The 22,045-nt window shown below is 66.2% G+C and carries 21 protein-coding genes; all 21 read left to right on the top strand.

The features are described from left to right. Positions 1 to 5: 5 nt before the first annotated feature. The 21 genes from SOM08_RS01360 to SOM08_RS01260 all read left to right on the top strand — a co-directional run bounded on the left by SOM08_RS01360 (position 6) and on the right by SOM08_RS01260 (position 21,958). Positions 6 to 1,193: a DegT/DnrJ/EryC1/StrS family aminotransferase gene (locus tag SOM08_RS01360; RefSeq protein WP_322469916.1), complete on the top strand. Its 1,188-nt coding sequence runs from the start codon at positions 6 to 8 to the stop codon at positions 1,191 to 1,193. Then, positions 1,193 to 3,073, top strand: coding sequence for an asparagine synthase (glutamine-hydrolyzing) (gene asnB / locus SOM08_RS01355; RefSeq protein WP_322469915.1), 1,881 nt, complete (start codon positions 1,193 to 1,195; stop codon positions 3,071 to 3,073). The genes SOM08_RS01360 and asnB overlap by 1 nt, the downstream gene beginning before the upstream one ends. Continuing rightward, entirely contained in the window at positions 3,070 to 4,137 is a 1,068-nt protein-coding gene (locus SOM08_RS01350; protein ID WP_322469914.1) for a GNAT family N-acetyltransferase, read from the top strand. Before asnB ends, SOM08_RS01350 begins: the two co-directional genes overlap by 4 nt. Then, the gene (locus tag SOM08_RS01345) at positions 4,134 to 4,793 is read left to right on the top strand and encodes an acetyltransferase (protein WP_322469913.1); all 660 of its coding nucleotides are present in this window, start codon (positions 4,134 to 4,136) and stop codon (positions 4,791 to 4,793) included. The genes SOM08_RS01350 and SOM08_RS01345 overlap by 4 nt, the downstream gene beginning before the upstream one ends. Next, complete coding sequence (locus SOM08_RS01340) at positions 4,794 to 5,420, top strand: class I SAM-dependent methyltransferase (RefSeq protein WP_322469912.1); 627 nt, start codon at positions 4,794 to 4,796, stop codon at positions 5,418 to 5,420. Positions 5,421 to 5,465: 45 nt separating this feature from the next. Next, a complete protein-coding gene (locus SOM08_RS01335; RefSeq protein ID WP_322469911.1) occupies positions 5,466 to 6,281 on the top strand; it encodes a phytanoyl-CoA dioxygenase family protein in 816 nt (271 codons plus the stop codon). Further along, the gene (locus tag SOM08_RS01330; protein WP_322469910.1) at positions 6,278 to 7,327 is read left to right on the top strand and encodes an FkbM family methyltransferase; all 1,050 of its coding nucleotides are present in this window, start codon (positions 6,278 to 6,280) and stop codon (positions 7,325 to 7,327) included. The genes SOM08_RS01335 and SOM08_RS01330 overlap by 4 nt, the downstream gene beginning before the upstream one ends. Positions 7,328 to 7,349: 22 nt before the next feature. Continuing rightward, positions 7,350 to 8,261: a hypothetical protein gene (locus tag SOM08_RS01325; protein ID WP_322469909.1), complete on the top strand. Its 912-nt coding sequence runs from the start codon at positions 7,350 to 7,352 to the stop codon at positions 8,259 to 8,261. Continuing rightward, positions 8,254 to 8,970 (top strand): hypothetical protein, encoded by a 717-nt coding sequence (locus SOM08_RS01320; protein WP_322469908.1) that lies wholly within the window; start codon positions 8,254 to 8,256, stop codon positions 8,968 to 8,970. The genes SOM08_RS01325 and SOM08_RS01320 overlap by 8 nt, the downstream gene beginning before the upstream one ends. Positions 8,971 to 8,983: 13 nt before the next feature. Then, positions 8,984 to 10,042: a hypothetical protein gene (locus SOM08_RS01315; protein ID WP_322469907.1), complete on the top strand. Its 1,059-nt coding sequence runs from the start codon at positions 8,984 to 8,986 to the stop codon at positions 10,040 to 10,042. After that, a complete protein-coding gene (locus tag SOM08_RS01310; RefSeq protein WP_322469906.1) occupies positions 10,033 to 10,647 on the top strand; it encodes an acyltransferase in 615 nt (204 codons plus the stop codon). The genes SOM08_RS01315 and SOM08_RS01310 overlap by 10 nt, the downstream gene beginning before the upstream one ends. A gap of 56 nt (positions 10,648 to 10,703) precedes the next feature. Beyond that, complete coding sequence (locus SOM08_RS01305; RefSeq protein WP_322469905.1) at positions 10,704 to 12,002, top strand: hypothetical protein; 1,299 nt, start codon at positions 10,704 to 10,706, stop codon at positions 12,000 to 12,002. Positions 12,003 to 12,012: 10 nt separating this feature from the next. After that, on the top strand, positions 12,013 to 13,473 hold the full coding sequence (locus SOM08_RS01300; RefSeq protein ID WP_322469904.1) for a lipopolysaccharide biosynthesis protein: 1,461 nt from the start codon (positions 12,013 to 12,015) through the stop codon (positions 13,471 to 13,473). Positions 13,474 to 13,578: 105 nt separating this feature from the next. Further along, on the top strand, positions 13,579 to 14,448 hold the full coding sequence (locus SOM08_RS01295) for an NAD-dependent epimerase/dehydratase family protein (RefSeq protein WP_322469903.1): 870 nt from the start codon (positions 13,579 to 13,581) through the stop codon (positions 14,446 to 14,448). After that, positions 14,438 to 15,100, top strand: a complete 663-nt coding sequence (locus SOM08_RS01290; RefSeq protein ID WP_322469902.1) for a hypothetical protein — start codon at positions 14,438 to 14,440, stop codon at positions 15,098 to 15,100. Before SOM08_RS01295 ends, SOM08_RS01290 begins: the two co-directional genes overlap by 11 nt. Next, on the top strand, positions 15,097 to 16,275 hold the full coding sequence (locus SOM08_RS01285; protein ID WP_322469901.1) for a glycosyltransferase family 4 protein: 1,179 nt from the start codon (positions 15,097 to 15,099) through the stop codon (positions 16,273 to 16,275). Before SOM08_RS01290 ends, SOM08_RS01285 begins: the two co-directional genes overlap by 4 nt. Before the next feature lie 26 nt (positions 16,276 to 16,301). Then, positions 16,302 to 17,300, top strand: a complete 999-nt coding sequence (locus tag SOM08_RS01280) for a lysylphosphatidylglycerol synthase transmembrane domain-containing protein (RefSeq protein WP_322469900.1) — start codon at positions 16,302 to 16,304, stop codon at positions 17,298 to 17,300. After that, on the top strand, positions 17,297 to 19,252 hold the full coding sequence (locus SOM08_RS01275; RefSeq protein ID WP_322469899.1) for a hypothetical protein: 1,956 nt from the start codon (positions 17,297 to 17,299) through the stop codon (positions 19,250 to 19,252). The genes SOM08_RS01280 and SOM08_RS01275 overlap by 4 nt, the downstream gene beginning before the upstream one ends. Before the next feature lie 14 nt (positions 19,253 to 19,266). Further along, the gene (locus SOM08_RS01270; RefSeq protein WP_322469898.1) at positions 19,267 to 20,193 is read left to right on the top strand and encodes a glycosyltransferase; all 927 of its coding nucleotides are present in this window, start codon (positions 19,267 to 19,269) and stop codon (positions 20,191 to 20,193) included. Next, positions 20,190 to 20,912, top strand: coding sequence for a class I SAM-dependent methyltransferase (locus SOM08_RS01265; protein ID WP_322469897.1), 723 nt, complete (start codon positions 20,190 to 20,192; stop codon positions 20,910 to 20,912). Before SOM08_RS01270 ends, SOM08_RS01265 begins: the two co-directional genes overlap by 4 nt. Then, positions 20,909 to 21,958 (top strand): glycosyltransferase, encoded by a 1,050-nt coding sequence (locus SOM08_RS01260; RefSeq protein ID WP_322469896.1) that lies wholly within the window; start codon positions 20,909 to 20,911, stop codon positions 21,956 to 21,958. The genes SOM08_RS01265 and SOM08_RS01260 overlap by 4 nt, the downstream gene beginning before the upstream one ends. The last annotated feature ends 87 nt before the right edge of the window (positions 21,959 to 22,045 follow it).

The following is a 22,045-nucleotide window of genomic DNA, read 5'->3' as shown; positions in this document are numbered from 1 at the left end:
ACCCCATGAACACCACCACCGCCGCCATGCAGGTGCCCATCGCGCGCACCCAACTCACCGAGGAAGAAATTCAGAGCGTGCTCGGGCCGCTGCGCAGCGGCTGGCTCGTGCAGGGCCCAAAGGTGCGCGAGTTCGAGGAAAAATGGAGCGCCTTCACCGGCGCCAAGCACTCCATCGCCGTGACCTCCTGCACCACCGGCTTGCACCTGGCGCTGGCGGCCCTGGGCTTCGGCCCGGGTGACGAGGCCATTGTCCCGGCGTTCACCTGGATCGCCACGGCCAACGTGGTCGAGCACCTGGGCGGCAAGGTGGTGTTCTGCGACATCGACCTGGAGACCTTCAACCTGAACCTGGCCGACCTCGAGGCCAAGATCACGCCGCGCACGCGCGCCATCCTGCCGGTGCACCTGTTCGGCCTGCCGGCCGACATGGACGGGGTGAACCGCCTGGCGCGCGCGCACCAGCTGTGGGTGGTGGAAGACGCGGCCTGCGGCTTCGGCAGCCGCATCGGCGACCGCCACGTCGGCACCTTCGGCCACGCCGCAGCCTTCAGCTTCCACCCGCGCAAGGCCATCACCACCGGTGAAGGCGGCATGGTCACCACCGACGACGACGAGCTCGCCGTGACCCTGCGCCGCCTGCGCGACCATGGCGCGGCCATGAGCGATCTGCAGCGCCACCTGGGCCCACGCCCCTACCTGCTGGCCGACCACCCGGACGCCGGCTACAACCAGCGCATGACCGACATCCAGGCCGCCCTGGGCTCCGCCCAGATGGACCGCGCCGCGGCCATCGTGGCCGAGCGCCAACGGCTGGCGCGGGTCTACGACGAGGCCTTCGCCGGCCTGCCCTGGCTGCGCACGCCGGCCCATGTGCAGAACATGACCCACGGCTATCAAAGCTACCCCTGCCTGTTTCAGCCCGAGCCCGTCACGCGCGAGTCCATTCCGCGGGTCAACGCGCGCCGCAACGACTGGATGGACCGGCTGCTCAAGGCGGGCATCTCCACCCGCCCGGCCACCCACGCGGTGCACATGCTGCAGTTCTACCGCGAGAAGTACCAGCTTGCGCCGTCGGACTTTCCCCAGGCCTGGGCCGCCAACGACTGCAGCATCTCCTTGCCCCTGTTCCACGGCATGAGCGAGGCCGAGCAGGCGTACGTCATCGACCAGGTCCTGAGCTCGAACCCCTGATGTGTGGCATTGCGGGTCTTATCGAACTCTCCGGTGACGCGGTGTCGCCGGTCATCCTTCAGCGGATGACCGATGCCATCGCCCATCGCGGTCCCGATGGTGAAGGCCACTGGATCGAAGGGCCGGTGGGCTTCGGGCATCGGCGCCTGGCCATCATCGACCTGTCGCCCGGCGGGCACCAGCCGATGATCAGCGCAGACCACCGCTACGTCATCACCTACAACGGCGAGATTTACAACTTCCGCGAGCTGCGCGCCGAGCTTCAGGCGGCGGGCTACTGGTTTCGCTCGCAGTCCGACACCGAGGTACTGCTGCACGCCCTGGCCCATTGGGGGCCCGAGGGCCTGGTCCGACTCAACGGCATGTTCGCGCTCGCCCTGTGGGACCGCAAGGAACGCCGCTTGCTGCTGGCGCGCGATCGCTACGGCATCAAGCCGCTGTACGTGGCACAGCAGAACGGACGCCTGCTGTTTGCCTCGGAGCAGAAGGCGATCCTGGCCCATCCCGCCTTCCAGCGCCAACTGGACAAGCCAGCGCTGCTGGAATACCTGACCTTCCAGAACATCTTCACCGACCGCACCCTGCTGCAGGACGTACAGCTGCTGCCCGCGGGCCACTACGCCACGATGGACCTGCGCCAGCCGAACGCGCCGCTGGAGCGCACGCGCTACTGGGACTACCGCTTTCGCGAGCCCGACCGGCCGGCCCGCCGCGAGGAATACCTGGAAGAGCTCGACCGCCTCTTCCGCCAGGCCGTCAACCGCCAGCTCGTGAGCGACGTCGAACTGGGCGCCTACCTGTCGGGCGGCATGGACAGCGGCTCGATCACCGCGGTCGCCGCCCAGTCCTTCGCCAACCTCAAGACCTTCACCTGCGGCTTCGACCTCAGTTCGGCCTCGGGCATCGAACTGGCCTTCGACGAGCGCGTCAAGGCCGAGGCCATGTCGGCGCGCTTCAAGACCGAACACTACGAGATGGTGCTCAAGGCAGGCGACATGGAGCGTTGCCTGCCGCGGCTGGCCTGGCACCTGGAAGAGCCCCGCGTGGGCCAGAGCTACCCCAACTTCTACGCCGCCCAACTGGCCAGCAAGTTCGTGAAGGTGGTGCTGTCCGGCGGCGGTGGCGACGAGCTCTTCGGTGGCTACCCTTGGCGTTACTACCGCGCGGTGGTCAACCAGGATTTCGAGCACTACATCGACCAGTACTACGTGTTCTGGCACCGGCTCATCCCCAACACGGTCCTCTCCAAGGTGTTCGCGCCGATCTGGGGCGACGTGAAGCACGTCTGGACGCGCGACATCTTCCGCGACGTCTTCCTCACGCACGACAACGAACTCGACCGGCCTGAGGACTACATCAACCACTCGCTGTACTTCGAGGCCAAGACTTTCCTGCACGGCCTTTTCGTGGTGGAAGACAAGCTGAGCATGGCGCATGGCCTCGAAGCGCGCGTGCCCTTCATGGACAACGATCTGGTCGATTTCGCCATGCAGTGCCCGGTCAACCTCAAGCTCAACAACCTGGCGGAGGTGGTGCGCATCAATGAGAACGAGCCGGGCGGCAAGGCGATGAAGTACTTCGAGAAGACCCGCGACGGCAAGCAGATCCTGCGCGACGTAATGGCGCGCCACATCCCTCCCAGCGTCACACAAGCCGAGAAGCAGGGTTTTTCCTCGCCAGATGCCAGCTGGTTCAAAGGCGAGAGCATCGACTTCGTGCGCCGCAAGCTGCTCGGGGGGCACTCCCGCCTGTACGACCTGCTCGATCGCGACGCCGTCGCGGGTCTCGTCAACGAGCACCTCGAAGGACGCCAGAACCGGCGCCTGCTGATCTGGTCGCTGCTCAACGTCGAGCAATGGCTCGCCACGACCCTGCCATGAGCGCCCTTCACACCCAACTGATCGAAGGGCCGGGCGACGAAGCCATCGAGGCCTTCGTCTACCGCGATCCGCGCACGCTGATCTACGCCAGCCCCGGCTACATCGACCTGGTGGCGGCAGAAACACAATCCACTCCTTACTGGCTGACCACTCAGGATGCTTCGGGCCTGCGCGCGGCCTTGCCGCTGCTGGTCAAGGAGGGCGCGCTGGGCCCAGTGGTCAATTCGCTCGCCTTCTATGGCAGCAATGGCGGCGCCATCGTCCCCGATGGCGATCGGCAGGCCTGGCTGGCCGTGGTGCGCGCCTTCGACGCCTTCGGCGAGCGCATCGGCGCCGTGGCCTCCACCTTGATCACCAATCCCCTGGTCGCCGACCACGCGCTCTATGAGAGCCATCTGCCGCACGAACTGCGGGACGAGCGCATCGGGCAGTTCACGGTCTTCCCCGAGGACCGGCAGGCGGCCAGCCTGATGGCCTTGTTCGACGATCCGCGCCCGCGCAACATCCGCAAGGCCCAGCGCAGCGGTATGACGGTCTCGAAGTCTCAGTCGGACGAGGCCATTGCGTTCCTGCACGCCACCCATGATCAGAACATCCGCTCCATCGGCGGACTGCCCAAGCGGCTCGGCTTCTTCCAGCAGATTCCCACGCGGCTGCCACGCGACGCGTGGACCATCTACCTGGCCGAACTCGATGGCGAGCGCGTGGCCGCGCTGCTGCTGCTCTACGGCAATCAGACGGTGGAGTACTTCACGCCCTGCGTGGTTGAGCAACACCGGTCCTCCCAAGCCCTGCCCCTTCTGATCCACGACGCCATGGTCGATGCCATGGCGGCCGGCTATCGCCAGTGGAACTGGGGCGGCACCTGGCTGACGCAGGACGGCGTGTACGCCTTCAAGAAGAAGTGGGGCACCCAGGACATCCGCTACCACTACTTCACCCGGCTGCGCTCGGCCAAGCTGCGAGACGCCACGCGCGAGACCTTGTTGCGCGAATACCCCGGCTTCTACGTTTTGCCGTTTTCCGCCCTGGCGTCTGCCGAGGCGAACCAGGAGACAACATGAAAGACATGGTCGTCGTGGGCACCGCGCTGTTCGCGGAGGTGGTGCGCGACTATTTCCACGAGTACACCGACTACCGCGTGCGCGCCTTCGCCTGCCACGCGCGATACAAGACCCACGACACGTTCGGCGGACTGCCCATCGTCACGATCGAGGAGCTCGAGCGCCACCACCCGCCAGGTGAGGTCGACGTCTTCGTGGCCATCGGCTACCGCAAGATGAACAAGCTCAGGCAGGCGACCTATGAGGAGCTGAAGGCCCGGGGTTACTCCTTCGCCTCCTTCATTGCCCCCAACGTCAAAACCTGGAGCAGCAACCGCTTCGGCGAGAACGTGTTCATCTTCGAGAACAACGTCATCCAGCCCCACGTGCAGATCGGCAACAACACCATCCTTTGGAGCGGCAACCACATCGGTCATCACTCGAGCATCGGCAACCACTGCTTCATCTCCTCACACGTGGTGGTGTCCGGCTCCTGCAAGATCGGCGACAACAGTTTTCTCGGCGTCAACTCGACGCTGCACGACAGCCTGAGCATCGGCCCCGAAAACCTCATCGGCGCGGGTGCCGTTATTGCTCGCGACACCCGAGAACGCGAGGTGTTCGTTCCCAGCGCCACCAAGGCCTTCCCCAAGACGAGCGACCAACTGGAGTTCTGAGTGGATCTGTCCAAGCCCCTGTCTCGCATCGGCGAGCTCTACAGCGACAACCTCGAGCGCAACGGCCCCGTCTCCACGGCCGTGGGCTGGAACACGCCCGAGTCGCAGCGCCTGCGGTTTGAAAAACTGACTTCGGTCGTCGACGCCAGCGCCCAGCCCTTCAGCGTGAACGACTATGGCTGCGGCTATGGCGCGCACCTCGACCATCTGCTGGAGCGGGGCATGAAGGTCAGCGCCTACCACGGCTACGACCTCAGCGAGAAGATGCTCGACACCGCTCGCGCCCGTCTCGGTGGGTTCCAGGGCGAACTGGACCTGCGCCAGAGCACCACCCTCGAGACCGAGGCCGACTACACATTCGTCTCGGGCACGTTCAACGTGCGCTTCGAAGCCAGCGAAGACGAGTGGAAGCGGTTCATCCTGGGCAAGCTCGACGAAATGCACCGCCGTTCGCGCAAGGGCTTCGCCTTCAATCTGCTGTCGACCTACGTGGACTGGCAAGAGCCCCACCTGTTCTACGGCGACCCCTTGTTCTGGTTCGACCACTGCAAACGCAACTACTCGCGCCAGGTGGCGCTGCTGCACGACTATCCGCTGTATGAGTGGACAATCCTTGTCCGCAAGTAAGCACGCTCCCCCTTTGCTCCACGGACCCCGGTCCACACACGCCCCATGGACATCATCGATACCTACAAGCGCGACGGGTTCGTTTGCCTTCCCAATGCCGTCGACCCGGCGGAGGTCAACGCGATCCGCCAGGAAGCCCAGGCCGTGTTTCGGCAAATGTTCCGCAAGAACCGCATCGTGGAACAGAGCCACGGCGAGCAGGGATTCGCAGACGCACTCTATGCGCTGTTCAACGCCAACTACCAGGACTTCATTGGCGCCGCTCGCGCGGCGCAGCACATCCTTGGCATGCACCGCTTCGTCGTATCCGAGCAGATCACCCAGCTGCTGCAGCGCCTGGGTCTGGCCATGCCCATCGTGTGCGTGAAGCCCATCATCTACTTCAACTCGCGCCACTTGGCCAAGATCGAAGGGCACTACAAGACGCCGTCTCATCAGGACTGGCGCAGCATGCAGGGCAGCCTCAATTCGGTGGTGATCTGGGTGCCGCTCGTCGACATCGACGTGAACCTGGGCGCCATCGAATTCATCCCCGGTAGCCACCTGCAGGGCCTGGCCCCCACCGAGAAAGACACCTGGTACCGACACATCCCCAACTCGATCGCACCAGCCGAGGCCTTCGTTCCTGTCGAGGTCAAGGCCGGCGATCTCGTGGTGTTCTCGGCTTTCGCTGTGCATCGCTCAGGCAACAACGTGACGCAGGCCATCCGATGGTCGATCCACGTGCGATACAACGACGCCGCCGAGTCGACCTTCGTCGATCGTGGCATGCCCCACCCCTACGCCGTCTACCGCCCCGAGCAGGAACTGGTCACACCGGACTTTCCGACGCCCGAGCAACTCAAGGCCGCCTTCGCATGATCACCGACCTGCGCGCCATTCCTTCCGGACCGATCGCGCTGTATGGCTTCGGTGCTGTCGGCAGGTTCGTGTTCGACACCCTGCGGCGCGAGCGGCCCGACCTTCCCATCGTGTGCATCATCGATGACGGAAAGGCCGGCAGCATGCACGAGGGCATCACCATCTGCTCGGCCGAGCAAGCGCTTGAGCAGCAGCACAGCTTCAGCCGCGTCCTCGTGACCGGTCTGGCCTGGCGAGCCATGTCCCAACGGCTTGACGCCCTGGGCCTGCGAGCTCACGACCCCGTCGACCTCCTGCGCGGCCCCGCCTTGACGCAGGACATGGAGGTTTCCCTGCCGCGCGGGTCGATGCGCCTGGCCACGCCGAACAGGCTGTCGGCCATCGTCGCCGAGCGCTTCTTCGACATTGAGCCCGACACCATTGCCTGGATGGATGCCTTTCCCGCAGGCGCCTGCTTCTACGACGTGGGCGCATCAAACGGCCTGTTTGCCCTGTATGCGGCCATCGCGCGCGCCAGCACGGTGGTGGCCTTCGAGCCGGACGCGCTCAACTTCGGCCTTCTGAGCAAAAACCGCGTGCTGAACCAGGACCGGATTCAACACCCCTTCACCGCTTTGCAGTTGGCTCTGTCCGACAGGCCCGCACTGATCGAACTCGTTTCGCCAGACCTGCCCTACGAGGGGGCACATGGCAAGTTCAGTGGTGCCGATCAACGCGCTGGCCTAGTGGAACGCGGAGTGATGTACGCACAGCCCTGCCTGGCCGATGCCCTCGACTCGCTGATCGAGCGCTATGGCCTGCCGCACCCTGACTACCTCAAGGTGGACGTGGACGGCGCCGAGTTTTCTGTGCTTGAAGGAGCCCAGGGACTGCTGCAGTCGGGCGGGCTACGCCAGGTGCTGATTGAAACCGAGGACGCACTCGAGCCACGCTTGAGCGCCCACATGCGGCGCTTCGGCTATCGCCAACTGGCCGTTCACCGCATTCACGAAATGGTGGGTGGGCAGGTTCAGGGGGTGTCGAATTACCTGTACGGCCGATCCTGACGGGAAGAAGGGCGCAAGCGCCATGCAATGGACCAAGCAAGGGCTGATCTACCGGCCCGATTCCACGCTGCCCTGGCAAGCCAGCCATGCGGCGCTGCCCACGCGTTTACCGCTCGGCGGCAGCCGGTACCGCATCTTTTTCAGTTCGCGCGATGAGGACAACCGCGCCCATGTGGGCCGCTTCGACGTCGACCTGACAACCGGAGTGGTCTCGAACCCCTCGCGCGAACCGGTACTGGCGCCTGGCGATTGGGGTCACTTCGACGACCATGGCGTACAGGCATGCAGCATCGCGCGCGCCGACAACGGCGACCTCTATCTTTACTACCTGGGCTGGAACACCGGCAAGAAAGATCCGTTGTTTTATGCCGCCATCGGCCTGGCCATCAGCCGGGATGGTGGAGAGACCTTCAGCAAACACTCCCCCGCGCCCATCCTGCAACGCAGCCGTTTCGACCCCTGGATGGTGTCTGGCGGCACCGTCATCCGCCAAGGCCCCGAGTGGTTGATGTACTACCTCTCCGGCTTCAAGTTCGAGTTCACCGCTGGGGGGGCCATCTCCTGGTATGACATCAAGATTGCCCGCTCACGAGACGGCATTGAGTGGACGCGCTCGGGTGAAGTGGCCTTGCCACTGCAGGACGACGAGACGAACATTTCTCGCATGACCATCGACGAGCACAACGGACGTTACCGTGCGTGGTTTCCCGTCAAACGACGCGATGTCGGCTACCGATGCGGCTACGCCGAAAGCCTTGACGGGGTAATCTGGACGCGCCACGCGGACCACGGCCTGCCCGTGAGCGAAAGCGGATGGGACAGCGAAGCGATCGACAAGATGGAGGTGATTCGCCACGGCGAACGGCTTTACATGCTCTACAACGGCAACCGATTCGGCCGCGACGGCATCGGCCTGGCGTACTCCGATGGCTGAGTTCATCCACTTCCGGGACATTGATCCCGAGCGTGCGAGCAGTTGGGCTGGCAAGCGCGTGCTGTCCATCGACATCGATTGGGCGCACGACGCCGTGCTCGAAGACACCATCGACCTAATCGAGCGGGCGGCTGTCAAGGCGTGTTTTTTCGTCACGCATGACACGCCCTTGCTGGCGCGTCTGCGGGCCAATCCTCTGTTCGAGTTGGGGCTGCATCCCAACTTCGACCCCTTGCTCAGAGGAGAGACACCCCGCTCGGCCCGCGACATCGTGATGGCCCTGGCACGCATGGCGCCCGAGGCCCAGGTGCTGCGCAGCCACGCCATGACAACCTCCGGGCGCTGGCTGGAGCTCTACCGAGAAGCTGGCGTCACTCACTTGAGCAACTACCTCATGTTCGGCGATGCGAACATCCATCCCTTTCGCCAGCTCAACGGCCTGGTGGAAGCGCCGGTGCATTTCGCGGACGATGGACTTCTGTTCCAGCGCGCCATGTCAGCGGTGAGTTTCCATCCGGAAACCGAGCTTCTCGCAAACGGCGGTGGACTGCGTGTTTACAACTTCCACCCTATTCATCTGTTCCTGAACGCCGAGAGCCTCGATCGCTACGGCGCGTCCCGGCCGCACGCCGACGACCCGCAGGCCTTGCGGCGACTGCGGTTTGACGGCGATGGCGCGCGCACCTGGCTGTCCTCCCTGCTCCGTTGATCCCTGACTGCCCATGCCCATTCCACCCGCGCGCGCGAAAAAGTATGCGCAGCAGCTCGTACAGAAATACGGCATCGACTGCCGTGGCCTCACCATCCTGACCGAAGCGGCCTCAGGCACGTACCTGTTCAACCCCATGATGGCGTTGCTCGGCGGCGCCGAACGCGTGATCGCCTATTGCCGCAACAGTCGGTACGCCAGCGCGCAGGAAGTCGAAGCCTCCATGCGGGCGGTCTACACCGCGGCAGGGTTCAATGAACGCTGGGAGTTCCGCACCAGCCTGTCGGACCAGGACATCGCCGCCGCCGACATCGTCACCAACAGCGGGCACCTGCGCCCCTTCGACGCGGCGTTCCTGAACCGCATGAAGCCCACCGCCGTACTGCCCTTGATGTGGGAACCGTGGGAGCTGCGTCCCGGCGAGATCGACCTCGATGTCGCGCGGCAGCGCGGCATCCTGATCATGGGCACCAACGAACACGAGGCACCCTGCGATCTCCGGCCCTACAGCTTTCTCACCGCCATGCACCTCGCCATGAGCCACAAAGCCTCGGTAGCGGATGACCGCATCCTCGTCATCGGCGATCAGTACACGCTGGCACAACCCATGGAAGACGGCTTCCAGCGCCTCGGGATCGCGTGCCGGCGCATCACGCCCACTTGCTCACCAGCCGAGGCCGCGCAAGCCGCGCAATGGGCCACCTACATCATCGTTGCTGAACACGCGGACCACCGGCTTCTGGTAGGGCCCTCAGGCCTGATCGATACGCAGCAACTCGTTGCCGCCAATACCACGGGCGTTGGCGTGGTTTCCGGCCGCGTGGACCGCGACCACCTGGAGGCCCACGGAATCTCCGTCTACCCGGAACGCATGGCCCCCCCCGGTTTCATGTCGTACATGCCATCCGAGTTGGGGCCCTATTCGGTGATGGACCTGTTCGCCGCCGGCGTGAAGGTGGGCCAGGTGATGGCACGGGCCCGGTTGGGAGGCATGAGCCTCGCCGAAGCGGCCCGACATGCGCTGAAGCACAGCCCGGCAATGGACCTGGAAGGAGACATGGCATGGACCTGAGCGACGAGGAAAAGCGCCTGCTCGACACGCTGCGATCGCTGCACGGCAAGCTGCGCGATCACACACACGCCACCTATCAGCGCATCAACCCCTTCTACGAAGACCTCTTTGAGTGGAAGGAGCGCGGCAAATACTGGAGCGGCGACGATGGTGTGACCATTTACAACTCCACGACGCTGGCGGGCAAGGTCGACATCGGAGCCCACACTTGGATCGGGCCTTTTTGCTCCATCGACGGCACGGCGGGCATCCGCATCGGCCGGCACTGCTCCATCTCGGTCGGCACCCAGATCCTCACGCACGACTCGGTGCGCTGGTGCCTGTCTGGCGGCGTGGAGCCCTATGACTACGCGCCCGTGTCGATCGGTGATCACTGCTTCATCGGATCGCACGCCGTGATCCTGAAAGGCGTGACGATCGGCGATGCCTGCGTGATCGGGGCCGGAGCGGTCGTGACTTCCGACGTACCCAGCAACACCATCGTGGCGGGGGTGCCAGCGCGCCGCATCGGGCGCACGATCACCCACGAAGGTGAGCGCGTGCAGTTGGTGATGGACGACGGCAACCCGCCGGACGATGCACGGTCAGAGAGCACGCCGCGATGAGCCCCTCTCCATCCACGAACCAGCGCCCTCCGCGCATCTTCCTGGGGTTGACCGAGGTGTCCGGCTACTACGCCCAATTGCGCAAAGGGTTTGTAGAACTGGGCATCGAGTGCGTGCACATCCCCATCCAGGCCCACCGGTTCGCCTATGACGAAGCGCATGACATGGGTTGGCCGGCCCGCTTGGCGCGCTTCTTCGTCAAGCGGCGTGTCGCGGTGCCCGAAGCGGCGCACTGGCGCCGCCGGGCCTGGCTGGTGCCCGTGACGCTCACACGGGTGATCCTGTTCGTGTGGGCAGTGCGGCGTTTTGATGTCTTCATCATGGGCGGCGGCTCCAGCTTCTTCCGGTTCTGGGACCTGCCTGTGCTGCGCTGGCTGGGACGCCGGGTCATCTATGTGCTGCATGGCACCGACGCGCGCCCCGCTTACCTCGATGGGTCCTTCTACCAAGAGCGACACGCCGCCACGCGGCAGAACGACCTGGACCCGCCGCCGCTCGATGACGAGTTCATCGATGCCTATGTGTCAGCGACCGCGGTTCGCCACCGCGACGTGCGATGGATCGAGCGCCATGCGCACACCGTGGTTTGTGGCCCCGGTTTCGCTCAATTGCTGGACAAGCCATTCGTCAACTTTGCGGCTGTGGGCATTCCGTTCTCGCCCCCGGACACCCGCTTGCCCGAGCCACGCCCGCCCGACGGGCGGGTGCGCATCCTACATGCCACCTCTGACATGGTGGGCCGCGGCACGCGCATCACGCGCCGGATCATCGAAGAGCTGATCGAACGGGGGCTGCCCATCGATTTCATCGTCATGACGGGGCAACCGCACCTGCGCGTGCTGGAGGAACTTCAGGCCTGTGACTTCGTGGTGGACGGGCAGTGGGCGGACACCCCCATGGCCGGCTTTGCCACGGAATCGGCCCGCTTCGGCAAGCCGGTGGTCATGGGGGGCTACTACGCGGCCAATGTCCGGCGCGACATGCCCCCCGAGACCATTCCTCCGACCTGTTTCACCACGCCCGACCAGATGCAGACCACGATCGAGCGGCTGGTGTTGGATGCGGAGTACCGACGTCAGGTGGGCGACGAGATGCGCCGCTTCGTGCTGGAGGCCTGGACACCGAGAAGCGTGGCGGCGAAGTACCTGCGGCTGTTGAAGGGCAGCGCCCCCGAGTCGTGGTGGAACGACCCCCATCGCAACCTCTATCACCTGGGTGGCGGCCTGTCCGGTGACCGCATCCGTGCCATCGTGCGAGCCATCGTCGCCCGACACGGTGAACAGGCCCTGTTGCTCGATCACAACCCGGCGCTGCGCGACATGCTGATGGCGTTCGTGCGCGAGACGCGGAACTGAACGAACCACGATGGGCCTGCAGCGACTCGGCCGAGACACCCTGCTCTACGGCCTCTCAACCCTGCTTGTCCGAGGGCTTCAGATCTTTCTGATCCCGGTGTATTCACGGGCGCTGGGCTCTGGCGACTACGGGGTCGTGGAAACCGTCGCCATCGCGGGCGCGCTGGTGAACCTGACGGTCGCGATGGAAATTTCGCAGGGCATGGCCCGCTATATCGCCGACGCCCCGGACGAGCCGGCCCGGCGCGCCTTCGCCAGTACCGCCGTTGGCTTCGCCGCACTCGCTTATGCAGCCTTTGCGCTGGCCGTCGCCGCCTTCTCCGATGGCTTGTCCCAATGGCTGCTCGCTGGGCAGGCCCCACCCCAGACGCTCGCGCTGGCCGCCTCGGCGATCGCCGTCAACGGGGTATTCGTCATCGTGCAAGATCTGCTGCGCTGGCAACTGCGGCCAGGCTCGTACGTGATGGCGAGCCTGGCGTACGCACTGGGCAGCGCGGGCGTGGGCATCTGGCTCGTCGCCGTGCAGGGCGCTGGCGTCGCCGGCGTGTTCTGGGGGCAGTTGGCCGGCGCGCTGCTGGGGGCGGCGGTGTCCCTTTCGCGCGCCGGCGGTCTGCTGGGGCGGGTGTTCGACGGGCAGCGCCTGCGCACCATGCTGCGCTATTCCCTGCCGCTGGTGCTGTCGGGCGCGGCGGTGTTCGGCAATCTGTTCATCGACCGCATCGTGGTGCGCGAGCTGCTGGGCCTGGAGGCCCTGGGCGTCTATGGGGTCACGGCACGCTTCGCCTCGGTCGTGTCGATCCTGGCCGTGGGGCTGCAGGCCGCACTGTCGCCATTGGTGTTTCGCCATTGGCGCGAACCTGGCACGGCGATCACGCTCGGACGCATCTGCCGCTGGTATCTGGTGGCCATGGTGGCACTCGTGGGCGGCATCGCCCTGCTGTCGGCACCGATCATGGGCACGCTGACCGGCCCAGCCTTTCATGGAGGCAGCGCGGTGCTGCCGCTGTTGACGCTGGGCGCCATGTTCTCGACGCTCTACGTCTTCGCACCCGGCCTGTTCCTGGGAGAGCGCACCGGCCGCGTGGCCTTGTTGAACGTGGCGGGCGCGCTGGTCAACCTGGTCGCCGCGCTGCTGCTCACGCACTGGTTCGGGCTGCTCGGCGCAGCCCTCGCTGCTACGATCGCGCCCGCTTTCGTTTTTGCAGGTTACCTGGCCTTGGGACGCCCCTGGTTCACGGTGCCCTACCGGGCGCCCAGAATCGCCTTCACGCTGGCACTGGTCATGGCGCTGGTGCTCACAGGCATGGTCTGGCCGGCCACCCCCACGCTGTGGGATCCGGTCGCGCTGGCCAGCAAGGCCGCCCTATGGTGCCTGTGCCTGGGCCTGGCCGTGGCGCTGGGCACGGACGCTGCCGATCGCCACCAAGTTTCACAAATCATGCGGGCCCTGGCCCGCCAACGCACGCTTTAGCAAGAGAAAGACCAGCATGGCCATCGAGGGAAAACACATCGTCATCACCGGCGGCGCCGGCTTCATCGGCTCACCCTGGCCGGCCGCCTGGCCGACCGCAACCGCGTGACGCTGTTCGACAACCTGGCGCGCAACACGATCCAGCACACCGGTGGCGCACAGCACCCCAACGTGTCGCTGGTGCAGGGCGACATCCTCGACCCTGCCGCGGTGAAGCGGGTGGTCACGGGTGCCGACATCGTGGTGCACGCGGCGGCCATCGCCGGCATCGACACCGTGATCAAGTCGCCCGTGAAGACCATGGAAGTGAACATGATCGGTACCGCCAATGTGCTGCGCGCGGCGCAGGAGGTGGGCGTGAAGGACCGTGTGATCGAGTTCTCGACCTCGGAGGTCTTCGGCAGCATGGCCTACCGCGTGACGGAAGAGAACCACGCCGTCGCCGGCTCGGCCGGCGAGGCGCGCTGGGTGTATGCGGTCAGCAAGCTCGCCGGCGAGCACCTGGCGCACGCCTACTTCCGCGAGCACGGCATGCCCGTGGTCACGCTGCGACCCTTCAACATCTATGGCCCGGGCCAGACCGGGGAGGGCGCGATCCAGATCTTCATTCGCAAGGCGCTGCGCAACGAGCCCATTTCCATCTACGGCGACGGCTCTCAGATCCGCGCCTGGTGTTTCGTCGACGACATGGTCGATGCCCTGATGCTCGCGCTGGAGCGGCCCGAGGCCATCGGTGAATCCTTCAACGTCGGCAATGCGCGCGCCGTGACCACCATCTTCGGCCTCGCGGAGGCCGTCTGCCGCGTGCTCGGCTCACGGTCCGAGATCGTGTTCAAGCCCCCACTGTCGGCCGACATCGAACTGCGCATCCCCGAGACCCGCAAGGCAGCGGAGCTGCTGGGCTTCAAGGCCAAGGTCGACCTGGAGGAAGGCATTCGCCGGACGGCCGATTGGTACCGCAGCAATGCCATCTGATGACCTGATCGACCTCGTGCTGGTCGGCGGCGGCGGCACCAGCGCCGACGTGCTCGCCATCGTCGACGACATCAACCGCGAAGCCCCCCGCTACCACGTACGCGGCCTGCTCGACGATGCCCTGAAGCTCGGCTCGTCACGCTTCGGCGTGCCGGTGCTCGGCGGCTTAGGCGATGCACCGCGGTTGCTTGGCAACAGTCGTCTGGTCGATTGCCTGGGCAGCCCGCGCAGCAACGCCCGTCGCGAGGCTCTGCTGCACGCCAAGGGACTGGCCGACCTGCCCTTTGCCAGCCTGGTGCACCCGCGCGCCGTCGTGGCGGGCAGCGCCGAGCTCGGTGAAGGCTGCATCGTCTACCCAAACGTGGTGCTTTTGGCTCACGTAAGACTTGGCCGTCACGTCACGGTGTTGGCCAACTGCGTGCTCAACCACGGCGTGTGCGTCGAAGACTTCGGCATCCTGGCCAGTGGCGCCAACCTCTCCGGCCGTGTGCATGTGGGGCGGGCCGCTTACCTGGGCTGCGGCTGCAATGTGCGCGAAGACATCCGCATCGGCGAAGCTGCAATCGTGGGATTGGGCAGCGCGGTGGTGCGCGACGTGCCAGCCGGGGCCGTGGTCGCCGGCGTGCCTGCGCGGGAAAGACCCGAGGCATGAGGATCCTCGTGGTGGGCGGCATGTATCCGCCAATGCGCACCGGCACCGCCTTTTACACGCAGAACCTGGCCGCCGAACTGCAGCGGCAGGGGCATGCGGTGGAGGTCGTGACGCTGGGCGCCACGTTGTTGCACGCCGTCGAGGACGGGCTGTCCGTGCATCGCTTGCCAGCCTGGCGCCTGCCGCTGGCCGGCTTCTTCAAGCACTACCAGCTGTGCGCCCCGAACCCGCTCAATTGGTGGCGGCTGGCGCGCATCGCCCGCCGCTTCCAAGCCGATGCGGTGCTGTTGGTGAACCACTACCTGGACATCGCATTTCCCGCCGTATTCGCCGCCTGGCGTGTGCGTGCACCATTGGTTTGCTCGGTCGGCACGCAGCTGCAGTCGCTCAACCCGCGCCGCGACCGCCTGCTCAACCGCCTCGACCGGCTCATCTGCGGGTGGGGCGTGTTTCCGTTCTGCGACGCGGTGGTGGCCTGGGACACGCAGATCCGCCAGTACCTGTCGGACGTGCAGGGCGAGCGCGTGCTGCGCAAGACGCACATCGTCAACTACGGCGTGGCAGGCGACAGCGCGGCGCTGGCGCAGCATTTCAATGACCACGCGTACCGGGGCCTCATTCTCGGCGTGGGCGCGGTCAGCGAGCAGCGCAGCTTCGTGCCTCTGGTCAAGGCCTTCGCAGAACTGGCGCCCGAGTTTCCCACGCTGAAGCTGCGCATCGTGGGCCACGTCTATTACGACGAGGCACCGCGTCTGGCGGCGAGCCTGGGATTGGGTGAGCGCGTCGAGTTCCTGGGCGAGCGACCACACGACGAGGTGCTCACGCACATGCAGGCCGCCGACCTGCTGTTCTCCTCGCTTACCGGGCGCTACGTGGGCATGGGCACGGCCACCATCGAAGCCATGCTGCTGGCCGTACCGACGGTGGTCAATACGCCGCTCGATCTGCTGGGCAGCGCCACCCTGGTCGACGGCGAGCACCTGGTGCAATGCACCGACCCGGCCCCACCCGCGATCGCGCAGCGTCTGCGCGCCTTGCTGGGCGACGAGTCCCTGCGCCGCCGCGTGGGCACCGGCGGACGCCGCTTCGTGCAGGAGCAGATGAACTGGCCCAAGGTCGCCCGCGATATGGCGTCCTTGCTCAAAGAAATGGTCCAGCGGCAGGGCAGGTCATGAGGGGCTGGAGACAACACGCCCTGACCATGGCCGGCCTGACGGTGAGCCTGGTCGCGATCATATGGTTGATGCGCAACTTCGACCTGGGGGCGGTGGTCCGCACGCTCGCGAGCGCGAACGCCTGGGTGCTCGCGCCCCTGCCGCTGCTGCTGATCGCGTCGTTCGTGCTGCGCGCCCAGCGTTGGCGCCTGGTGGTCGAGCATGAGCCGCCGGTGCGCTGGTGGCCAGGGTTTCGCGCCTTGATGATCGGTTACCTGCTCAACAACGTGCTGCCGGCGCGCGCTGGCGATCTGGCCCGCGCGCTGGAGCTCGGCCGCACCGAGCGGATGTCGCGAACCAAGGTATTTGCCACCCTGGTTGTTGAACGCACCGTCGACCTGGCGTTCATGCTGGTCCTGCTGTCACTGGTCCTGCTGTCCTACCCCGCGATCCCGGCCTGGCTCAAGCAGGCCGGCGTGGTGGTGGCCGCGATCACCGCCACCGCCATCGCTGTGCTCACGGCCGCCCACACCATGGGTGACCGCTTCTTGCCCTGGTTGCACGCGCGACTGCTGCGACGCCTGCCGGATCGCGCCGCGGTGCGCGCCCGCGAGATCCTGCAATCCGCGCTGGCGGGTATCGCGGGCGGCTTTCGCCCAGGGCGCGTCGCCGGCTTCCTGCTGCTCACGCTGGTCATCTGGACGCTGGAGGTCGCCCTGGTGTGGCTCACCGGGCGCGCCTTGGGTCTCGACCTGGCACCCGGCAACGCCTTGTTCGTGCTGCTGCTGATCGCCATCGGCACCATGGTGCCGGCCTCACCCGGCTTCGTGGGCACCTACGAATTCTTTGGCGTGGCGGCCTTGGGGATGCTGCAGGTGCATGGCCCGCAGGCTTTGGCTTTCGTCGTGCTGCTGCACCTGGTGACCTTGCTGGGGTCTTCGCTGATCGGCGCGCTGTGCTTCCTGGCGCGACCGGTCGTGGCGTCGCCGCGCGACATCGAAGCGCCGGGCCGTGCGTCCGAGCGCCTCCCCGAGGACAAACCATGAGCGCCCACCCCGCCGTCACACTGACCACGCTGCTGCTGGCGGTGCCGGTCACCACCGCGCACGCCCTGGCCTGCGTAGGGGCGGGTCGGGCCGTGCAATGGGCCTTGGGCCGGCTGGGTCCCGCAGGGCCAGCGACCCAAACTTCGGACGCGTGGGTGGACCTGGCCACGCAGTTCCTGGCAGGTTTGATGGCCTTCAATGCGGTGTTCACCGTGCTGGGCCTGATGGGCCAGTTGCGACCCGTGCCGGTCGGTGTCGCGCTGGCTCTGGGCTGGCTGGCTTTGCTCCTGAGCCGCCCGCGCCTCGCGCAAGCGCAGGCGATGTCCCGCGACGCCTGGGACAGCTTCTGGCACCTGAACTGGCCCATGCGCAGCGTGGCCGCGGTGGTGGTGCTGTTCTTCCTGTGCCTGGCACCGGCAGCACTCACCATGCCGCCCACGGGCGACGCCGAGGCCTTCTACCTCGCCTACGCGCAGATCATGGCCAGCAGCGGCGTGCTCGAGCCCATGCGCGGTACCTACGAAGCGTTCTCCAGCATCGGCCTGCCGGCGGAACTGCACTATGCCGTGCTATTGCAATGGCAGGGCACGGCCGCCGCCAAGTTCTTCGTCTGGCCGGTGGCGCTGGCCTGCGGGGTGTTCCTCTCGGGTATCGTGGGCCGCTGCGGCGGTGGCCGGGTGGCGCACTGGATGGCTTGGACCATCCTGATTTCCTCGTCAAGCTTCACGCTGTATGCGTTCGACGGCAAGGTGGACCTGTTCGGCGCTGCCTTCGCGCTGGCCGCCCTGTACTGGCTGCTGCGCGACACGCCGGCGGATGGGCGCACACGCTCCCTGGCCTGGGCCGGCTTGATGGCCGGCAGCGCCACCGTCGCCAAGTTCTCGTACGTGCTGACCCTGGGCGTGGCCATGCTGGTGCTGCTGATGTGGCAACACAGGGGGCAGGGCCGGACCTATGACACCCGCGGCCTCTTGCGCACCGGCCTCGTGCTGGGCGCCTGGGCGGCGCTGGCCTGGCTGCCCCAATGCCTCAAGAACGGGGTGTTGTACGGCGCACCCCTGGCGCCCTTCCTGGGCATGGGCGAAGCAGGCTCTTGGTTGAATCAGGTGTGGCATAGCCCAGAGGTCACTCGGGAAATCCTGCTGACCTATCCCTACGCGCTGGTGTTCGGCGACTACCCCATGCAGGGCGGTGGCGTCTCCCTGCTGTTGTTGGGTCTGCCCGCACTGACCTGGTTCGTACGGCGTCGCCGCGCCAGCGATGAGCCATTGCTCGACAGCCCCGTGATCGCCGTGACCCTGGCGGCCCTGCTGTCCACCCTGGCCTGGGCGCTCCTACGGCCCTCGGTGCTCGCGCCGCGCTACATACTCGCCACGCTCCTGTTGTTCGCACCCCTGGCGTCGCTGACTGCGGAGGCGGCGCTGGCCGATCGGCGTTGGTGGCTGCGCCTGGGCGCCTTGGGCCTGCTGGCGTTGGCACTCTATTTCACCGTCAACAAGGTCCGCTCAGGCCCGCACAATCTTTACCTGCTGCTGACCCACCGAGCCGAGCGCTGCCTCAAAGCCAGCGAGTCCTGCAAACCCTTATCCGCCCTGGCCACCGAGGGCCCGCCCGGCGAGCGTGTGTTCTTGGCCGCCTACTACGGCTACTGGCTGCGTCCAGACCAGCTTCAATGCCAGGCCAGCCGGGCCGAAAAGGAGGGCGTGCGCAAGGCCGACGACGTGCTGGCGGCCCTGCAGGCGGGCGGCTTTCGATACATCGTGGTAGAGCGCGACTCCCACGGCGAGTTGCTGGGCCGCCTGCTGCAAGCGCAGGCCCCCATACACCACGTCGTCGAATACGGCAATGTCGTGGTGTATCGCGTGCCGCCGGCCGTGACGGCGCAGCCGCCACAATGCGTCGAAACCCGTCCTGGCGAATGGAAGGTCTTGCCACACGGAGCCCCGAAGTGAGTCAGTCCGCCCCATTGGTATCCATCGTCATCCCTGCCTACAACCACGGCAACTACCTGGCCGAGGCGATCCGCAGCGTGCTGGCGCAGGATCACGCGCCGCTGGAGTTGATCGTGCTGGATGACGGATCGACCGACCATACGCCGGAGGTGCTGGCGCGCATGGACGGCGACTTCGTGCGCGAACGGCACGCCAACATGGGGCAGGCGCGCACGCTGGAAAAGGGCTGGGCCATGGCCAAAGGCTCCATCCTCGGCTACCTCAGCGCCGACGACACGCTGGCCCCGGGCGCGGTGAGCGCCGCGGTGGCCGCCTTGCAGGCCGACCCGCAGGCCGTGGCGACCTACTGCGACTACCACCTGCTCGACCCGCAGTCGCGCCCCGTGCGGCAGGTGAAGGCACCTCCCTACGACTACCGTGCCATGTTCGTCGACGTGGTATGCCCGCCCGGACCGGGCGCCTTCTTCCGCCGGGATGCCTATGAGGCGACCGGCCCGTGGAATCCCGCCCTGCGGCAGATGCCCGACTACGATTTCTGGCTGCGCCTGGGGCTGCGGGGGCACTTCGTTCACGTCGAACGGCCGCTTGCTGGCTTCCGGGTGCATGACCATTCCCAGTCGTTCGCGCCCACCACACCACAACGCGCCGCCGAGCCCGTCACCATCATAGAGAGCCTGCTGCGCACGCCGGGCGTGGCGCCAGACATCGCGGCCCAGGGAGCGCAAGCGCTGGCCCATGCGCACCTTATCAGCGCGCAACTGCATCTGCGAGCTGGCCGCTGGGGCGCGGCGGCCAGCTCCGTGCGTGCGGCATGGTCCCAGTCCTGGTCGCGCGTGCTGTCCGTGCGGGCGCTGCGCCTGCTAAGCAATGCCTTGTTCAATCGCGCAGGTCACCGGTTGTTGTGGGTCCTGCGCTCCGGCCTCTTCGCCCGAAACCCATGAGCCACGACCCCGTCACCCGCCGTTACACCGAAGGCGATTACGCGCAGCAGAACCCCGACTGGGACAGCGCCGATTCGCCCTGGAAGGCCCAGCAGGTCCTCGCCTTGCTGGCGCGCCACGGCCTGGCGCCGGCCAGCGTGGTCGAGGTGGGCTGCGGCGCGGGCGGCGTGCTGTCTGCGCTGCGTGCCCAACTGCCGAAGGCCGATCTGCAGGGCTTCGACATCGCCCCCGGTTTGCCCGCGCTGTGGGAGCGGCGCCGAGCCGATGGCATCCGCTTCACCCTGGGTGACTACCTGTCCAGCGACGGCCCCACGCCCGAACTGACGTTGATGCTCGACGTGCTCGAGCACCTGGGAGATCCCTTCGCCTTTCTCGCGGGCCTGCGCGAGCGAACTGCGTGGACCGTGTTCCACATCCCGCTTGACCTCTCGGCCATCAGCGTGCTGCGCGAGCGCCCCCTGTTGCACGTGCGCCGCAAAGTCGGTCACCTGCATTACTTCACGCGCGGGCTGGCCCTGGCCATGCTCGAGGAATGCGGCTACGAAGTCGTGGAGGCCCGCTACACGGGCGCTTCGCTCAATGCCCCCCGCCGATCGTTCAAAACCCGGCTCGCGGGCCTGTTGCGTCGGGCGGTCTACGCCGTCAATCACGATCTGGGCGCGCGCCTGATGGGGGGGGAAACCCTGCTGGTCCTTGCCAGGCCCAAGGAGACCGCGTGACGCTGATCGTTCACGCGCCCAACGTTCATCATGGCGGCGGACGCACCTTGCTGCTGTCCGTGTTGAACGCCGCCGCCGCGCAGGACAGCATTGCGTTGCTTGATGCGCGGCTAGACACCTCGAGCCTGCCGCCGGATCTGGTCCTCGAGCGCTTTCGGCCCACTTTGCTGGGGCGATGGAACGCCGAAAGGCGCGTCCGGCGGCTCAGTCAGCCCGGGGACACGGTGCTGTGTTTTGGCAACCTGCCCCCCTTGTTTCGCAATAAGGGGCGGGTGGTCGTGTTTCTGCAGAACCGCTACCTCTTTGGACAACGGGACTTGCGCGCATTTGCTTGGCGGGATCGCTGGCGCATCAGGCTGGAGAGATATTGGTTTTCTCAGCGCCTGGACACAGCGGCGATGCAGGTCTACGTGCAGACCGCGTCCATGGCGGATGAACTCCTGCGAGAAACCGGCGTTGTGGCTCGCGTGTTCCCGTTCATCCCGACCGACACCCCATCGACGTCCGACCCCGGCCGGGTCGAGCCGCCTGAATTTGACTTCATCTATGTGGCCTCTGGCGAGCCTCACAAGAACCACCGTCAATTAATTGATGCGTGGACCTTGCTTGGAACACAGGGCGCGTTCCCCTCTCTGTGCCTGACGCTGGACCCGCAAAAACACACGGCGCTGCTCCACCATCTGCAACAAGCGCAAGAGCGCCATGGCCTGAGGATCACCAACCTCGGCACAGTGGCCCCCGCCGACATGGCGCGTTGTTACCAGCGCTCGCGCGCATTGATCTACCCATCGACGCTGGAATCGTTCGGGCTTCCGCTCATCGAAGCGGCGCAACGGGGTCTGCCCATCCTCGCGTCCGAGAAAGACTACGTGCGCGACGTAGTCACACCCGCCGAGTCGTTCGACCCCAACTCTCCTTTGTCCATCGCGCGCGCCGTGAGCCGCTTTTTGCGGCAGAACCAGGCGCCGCGGCCGGTGTTGTCCGGCGCGGCCTTCTTGAGCGACGTCATTGGCGCAACGACGCCGCCGCAGTCCGCCAGCAAGTGACCCCCCACGTAAAATCCGTCCTCATCACGGCCGAAGACAGCGCCAGGAAGCGCATTTGCGCTGCACCGTGTCGGGAGCCTGAATACC

The sequence above is a fragment of the Hydrogenophaga sp. SNF1 genome (assembly GCF_034421675.1).
Taxonomy (GTDB): Bacteria; Pseudomonadota; Gammaproteobacteria; order Burkholderiales; family Burkholderiaceae_C; genus Hydrogenophaga; species Hydrogenophaga borbori.
Note: the sequence above shows the minus strand (reverse complement) of the source record. Positions and strands in the feature narration are given on the sequence as shown.

What these genes read in the sequence shown, in the direction of transcription:
- SOM08_RS01360 (WP_322469916.1), top strand. Translation starts at nt 6, where the DNA reads ATGAACACCACCACCGCCGCCATGCAGGTGCCCATCGCGCGCACCCAA.
- SOM08_RS01265 (WP_322469897.1), top strand. Translation starts at nt 20,190, where the DNA reads ATGAGCCACGACCCCGTCACCCGCCGTTACACCGAAGGCGATTACGCG.
- asnB (WP_322469915.1), top strand. Translation starts at nt 1,193, where the DNA reads ATGTGTGGCATTGCGGGTCTTATCGAACTCTCCGGTGACGCGGTGTCG.
- SOM08_RS01335 (WP_322469911.1), top strand. Translation starts at nt 5,466, where the DNA reads ATGGACATCATCGATACCTACAAGCGCGACGGGTTCGTTTGCCTTCCC.
- SOM08_RS01290 (WP_322469902.1), top strand. Translation starts at nt 14,438, where the DNA reads ATGCCATCTGATGACCTGATCGACCTCGTGCTGGTCGGCGGCGGCGGC.
- SOM08_RS01330 (WP_322469910.1), top strand. Translation starts at nt 6,278, where the DNA reads ATGATCACCGACCTGCGCGCCATTCCTTCCGGACCGATCGCGCTGTAT.
- SOM08_RS01350 (WP_322469914.1), top strand. Translation starts at nt 3,070, where the DNA reads ATGAGCGCCCTTCACACCCAACTGATCGAAGGGCCGGGCGACGAAGCC.
- SOM08_RS01315 (WP_322469907.1), top strand. Translation starts at nt 8,984, where the DNA reads ATGCCCATTCCACCCGCGCGCGCGAAAAAGTATGCGCAGCAGCTCGTA.
- SOM08_RS01300 (WP_322469904.1), top strand. Translation starts at nt 12,013, where the DNA reads ATGGGCCTGCAGCGACTCGGCCGAGACACCCTGCTCTACGGCCTCTCA.
- SOM08_RS01345 (WP_322469913.1), top strand. Translation starts at nt 4,134, where the DNA reads ATGAAAGACATGGTCGTCGTGGGCACCGCGCTGTTCGCGGAGGTGGTG.
- SOM08_RS01325 (WP_322469909.1), top strand. Translation starts at nt 7,350, where the DNA reads ATGCAATGGACCAAGCAAGGGCTGATCTACCGGCCCGATTCCACGCTG.
- SOM08_RS01310 (WP_322469906.1), top strand. Translation starts at nt 10,033, where the DNA reads ATGGACCTGAGCGACGAGGAAAAGCGCCTGCTCGACACGCTGCGATCG.
- SOM08_RS01320 (WP_322469908.1), top strand. Translation starts at nt 8,254, where the DNA reads ATGGCTGAGTTCATCCACTTCCGGGACATTGATCCCGAGCGTGCGAGC.
- SOM08_RS01275 (WP_322469899.1), top strand. Translation starts at nt 17,297, where the DNA reads ATGAGCGCCCACCCCGCCGTCACACTGACCACGCTGCTGCTGGCGGTG.
- SOM08_RS01285 (WP_322469901.1), top strand. Translation starts at nt 15,097, where the DNA reads ATGAGGATCCTCGTGGTGGGCGGCATGTATCCGCCAATGCGCACCGGC.
- SOM08_RS01280 (WP_322469900.1), top strand. Translation starts at nt 16,302, where the DNA reads ATGGCCGGCCTGACGGTGAGCCTGGTCGCGATCATATGGTTGATGCGC.